The following is a 4,095-nucleotide window of genomic DNA, read 5'->3' as shown; positions in this document are numbered from 1 at the left end:
CTATACGGATAGCCATCTTCGTTCTCCTTACTGAGGGTCGTAGGGAAAAACCGTCGGAATCGGGTACGTTTCCAACGGCATTCAGGATCGGTGTTGAAACTGCTGACGCGGATCAGTATAGGAGACGCTGCAAGACAAGGTTGTTACCGTCGTACTAACCCCTTAAGCCATTGGTTTTAATACAAAAAAACAGCCAGACCGACACTGCGTCGATCTGACTGTTCCTGAGCAAGACACGACGCTATTAAACCCGGACGTTGCGTCCCGGCAGCGTCGAGCGTTGGCTGGTTTCCCAATCCTCTACCAGCCCGACGGGCACATCGGAGGCCGGCAGCATGTTGCGCCCGCGCACCAGGTCGCTGGCCCGCTCGGCGAGCATGATGGTCGGTGCGTTGAGGTTGCCGTTCGGTTCGGTCGGGAACACCGACGAGTCGATCACGCGCAACCCGGCAATGCCATGCACGCGCAACTCGGAATCGACCACCGCCATGTCGTCCTCGCCCATGCGGCAGGAACCGCACGGATGGTAGGTGCTTTCGAGGTTTTCCCGCACGAAGGCATCGAGCTCTTCATCGCTGGTCAGCTCTGCTCCTGGGGCGATTTCGCCGTCGCGGAAACGGTCCATTGCCCTCTGGCCAATGATCTCCCGGGTCAAGCGGATGCAGCGGCGGAAGCCTTCGCGGTCCTCTTCGCGTTGCAGGTAGTTGAACTGGATCTGCGGATGCTCGTACGGGTCAGCCGAACGGGCGCGCACATAACCGCGGCTCTTGGGTTTGTTCGGCCCGGTGAGCACCATGAAGCCGTGGCCCTTGATCGGCTTGTTGCCGTCGTAACGCATGGCGGCTGGCAGAAAATGGAACTGAATGTCAGGCCAACGCAAGCCCTTGTCCGAGCGAATGAAACCACCGGCCTCGAAATGGTTGGTGGCGCCGAGTCCGTCCTTGAACAGCAGCCAGCGCAAACCGATCATCAGTTTGCTCAGCGGGTCCATTTTGCTGTTGAGGGTCACCGGCTCCTTGCAGCCGAACTGGATGTACACCTCGGCGTGGTCCTGCAGGTTCTCCCCTACTCCAGGCAAGTCATGACGCACGCTGATCCCGGCTTTGCGCAGGACTTCGGCCGGGCCGATTCCGGAGCGTTGCAACAGGTGCGGCGATCCGATCGGCCCCGAGGAAATCAGTACTTCGCGGTTGCAATGAACCTGATGGGTCTGGCCGTTGTGGTCATACATGACGCCGACGGCGCGCTTGCCTTCCATGATGATCTGCCGGGTCATCGCGTGGGTGATCACGGTCAGGTTCGGACGGCCCATGGCCGGGCGCAAGTAAGCGTTGGCCGTGGAGCAGCGCACGCCGTTTTTCACCGTCATGTGCATGGCGCCGAACCCTTCCTGCATGTAGCCGTTGCAGTCCTCGGTCTTGATGTAACCAGCTTCGGCACCGGCGTCCACCCACGCCCCATACAGCGGGTTTTTCATGTGGTTGCCGTTGGTGGTGTGCAACGGCCCGGTGCCGCCGCGATAGCCGTCGCCGCCCTCTTCGTAATGTTCTGCCCGTTTGAAGTAAGGCAGGCAATTGCGATAGCCCCAGCCCTGGGCACCGAGCGATTCCCACTCGTCAAAGTCATAGGCGTGGCCACGGATATAGACAAGGCCGTTGATCGACGACGATCCACCCAGCACCTTGCCGCGTGGGCAGTGGATGCGCCGCCCGTTGAGAAACGGCTCTGGCTCGGTTTCGTAGCGCCAGTTGTACTTCTTGGTGTTCATCGGGATCGAGAACGCGCTCGGCATCTGGATCACCACACTGCGGTCACTGCCGCCGAATTCCAGCACCAGAACGGAGGTGGCCGGGTCTTCGCTCAAACGGTTGGCCAACACACAACCGGCGGAGCCGGCACCAATGATGATGTAGTCGTATTTTTGCGTAGCCATGGTTATCTCCCGGCTTCCGATTCGTTGAAAACAGGCGTCGAGCGAAAGGTCAACGAGTCGCCAGTGGTGTATTGCGGAGAGGTTTTTTCGATGTGCTGGATGACGGTTTCTTCGCGTTTGAGGTCAATCGAGCGGCTGAACCAGTAGTACACCAGCCCCGAAACGATCAGCCCGACCAGCCAGGCGATGTCGATGCTGCCCAATGCTCTGGCGAGCGGGCCGACATACACTTCGCGCTGCTCGACGCCGTCGTAGATGTAGAAGAACGGGATCATCGACACGAAACCGATGGCGTACGCGGCGATGCCACGCAGGCCCCAGCTGCCGTAGATGTTGCCGTGGGGCATGAAGAAGTGCGGGATGGCGTAGCGGCCCTTGCGCACGAAGAAGTAGTCAGTCAGGTTGACCGAGGTCCAAGGCACCAGGAAGTACAGCATCACCACCAGATAGATCCCCAGCACCGACAAGCCTTTGCCCGAACTCTGGATGCTCAGGGCCACGCCCAGTTGCAGCAGGATCACAAAACCAATCGCCAGGATGCGCGCCTTGGTGGTCGGCTCAATGTGCATGATGGAATCGACGCAGGTCAGCGTGGTCAGTTTCGCGCTGTAGATGTTCATCGCGATCACCGGCAAGAATGCCAGGATCGTGATTACCACCACCGCCGTGCCCATCAGTGGCGAAACGGTGTTGCCGACTTGCCCGAGGGCGACCAGTACATCCGTGGAATGCAGGTGATCGGCCAGCCAGCCACCCACCGAAATCATCCACGCGCYGGACAACGAGGCACCGAGAAACACCACGGCAATCAGCTTGCCGCTGGAGGTGTTCTTCGGCAGGTAACGCGAATAGTCGGAGACGTACGGGGCGTAGGCGATGTTGTAACTGGCCGCCGCAGCGAACTGGGCGATGAAACCGGTCCAGTTGAAGCCCAGCGGCGCGGGAGCTACTTCACCGGCAGCCAGTGCCGGCAACACGGCATCCGGCACCCAACCCATCATCACCGCCAGTGTCACCAGGCCGTAGAGCGGGAGCGACAGGTACAACGCCCATTTGAAGCTGCGGTGCATCCAGTCGTGACCGAGGATCGCGAGGATCGCCGCCGGTACCGTCACCGCCACCGCGATCACCCAGGGTTCGAACCCGAATAAAGTGTGCAAACCCTGCATCATCAACACCAGGTTGACGATGTTGAACCCGGCAAACACAAACAGCGTCGCCAGCAGCACGAGGATCACACCGCGATAGCCGAACTGCGCACGCGACTGGATCATTTGCGGTAAGCCAAGGTGTGGGCCTTGCGAACCATGGAACGCCATGAACAGGGTGCCAAACATAATGCCCAGCGTGCCGGCGAGTGTGGTCCAGAGCGCGGTCAGGCCGACGCTTGGGCCAACGAAGCCGATGGTCATGGTGAAGAAAGTGAAATTGCCGAGGAACCAGAACGGGCCTTGACTCGACAATTTGTCGGTGCGCTCGTTTTCTGGGATGAAGTCGATCGAATGGCTTTCGACGACAGGTTTGCCGTCGAGGAGCGACACGCTAGGTGCGGCTTTGGCGTCAGTATTCATGATGTACTCTTATTTTTGGAAGATCATGACGAGATAACTGCATTCTTTCGGGTGAACGACTCCCTTGTGGGAGCGAGCCTGCTCGCGATGAGGGCTAATCAGTCGCTACAGCAGCGCTTGTCATTGCGCCATCGCGAGCAGGCTCACTCCCACAAGGTTTGAGTCAGCCATGACTCAGGGCAGCGTGATCCAGACGGCTTTGGTTTCGAGCAGATAATCGAGCTGCTCGGCACCCAGGTCCTTGCCGAATCCGGACTGCTTGTAGCCACCGAACGGCATCGACGGGTCGAGGGTGCCGTGGGCGTTGACGTAGACCGAACCGGCTTTCAACCGAGGGATCAGGCTGTGCACTTTGCCAAGGTCATTGGAGTACAACGCCGCAGCCAGGCCGTAGAGCGAGTCATTGGCCAGGGCCAGTGCCTCTTCCTCATCGTCGAACGGTGCGGTGACCAGCACCGGGCCAAAAATCTCTTCCTGGACAATGCGCATGTCGTTGCGGCAATGGGCGAAGATGGTCGGCTCGACGAAGAAACCTGGACCATCGACAGGCTGGCCGCCGAAGACCAGTTCGGCGCCTTCCTGCTTGCCGGT

Annotated in this window: 3 protein-coding genes; all 3 read right to left on the bottom strand. The window is 59.7% G+C overall.

The annotated features are described in order from the left end of the window. Positions 1-244: 244 nt before the first annotated feature. Positions 245-1,933 carry a choline dehydrogenase gene (gene betA / locus AC1DRJ_RS20570; protein ID WP_477803761.1) on the bottom strand — a complete coding sequence of 563 codons (1,689 nt, stop codon included), beginning with the start codon at positions 1,931-1,933 and terminating at the stop codon, positions 245-247. A 2-nt stretch (positions 1,934-1,935) separates the two neighbouring features. Continuing rightward, on the bottom strand, positions 1,936-3,504 hold the full coding sequence (locus tag AC1DRJ_RS20565; RefSeq protein WP_477803760.1) for a purine-cytosine permease family protein: 1,569 nt from the start codon (positions 3,502-3,504) through the stop codon (positions 1,936-1,938). Between the two features lie 174 nt (positions 3,505-3,678). Continuing rightward, positions 3,679-4,095 (bottom strand): aldehyde dehydrogenase family protein (locus AC1DRJ_RS20560; protein ID WP_477803759.1); only part of this gene is annotated, 417 nt, incomplete at its 5' end.

The organism is Pseudomonas sp. P5_B2, from assembly GCF_056400445.1.
Note: the sequence above shows the minus strand (reverse complement) of the source record. Positions and strands in the feature narration are given on the sequence as shown.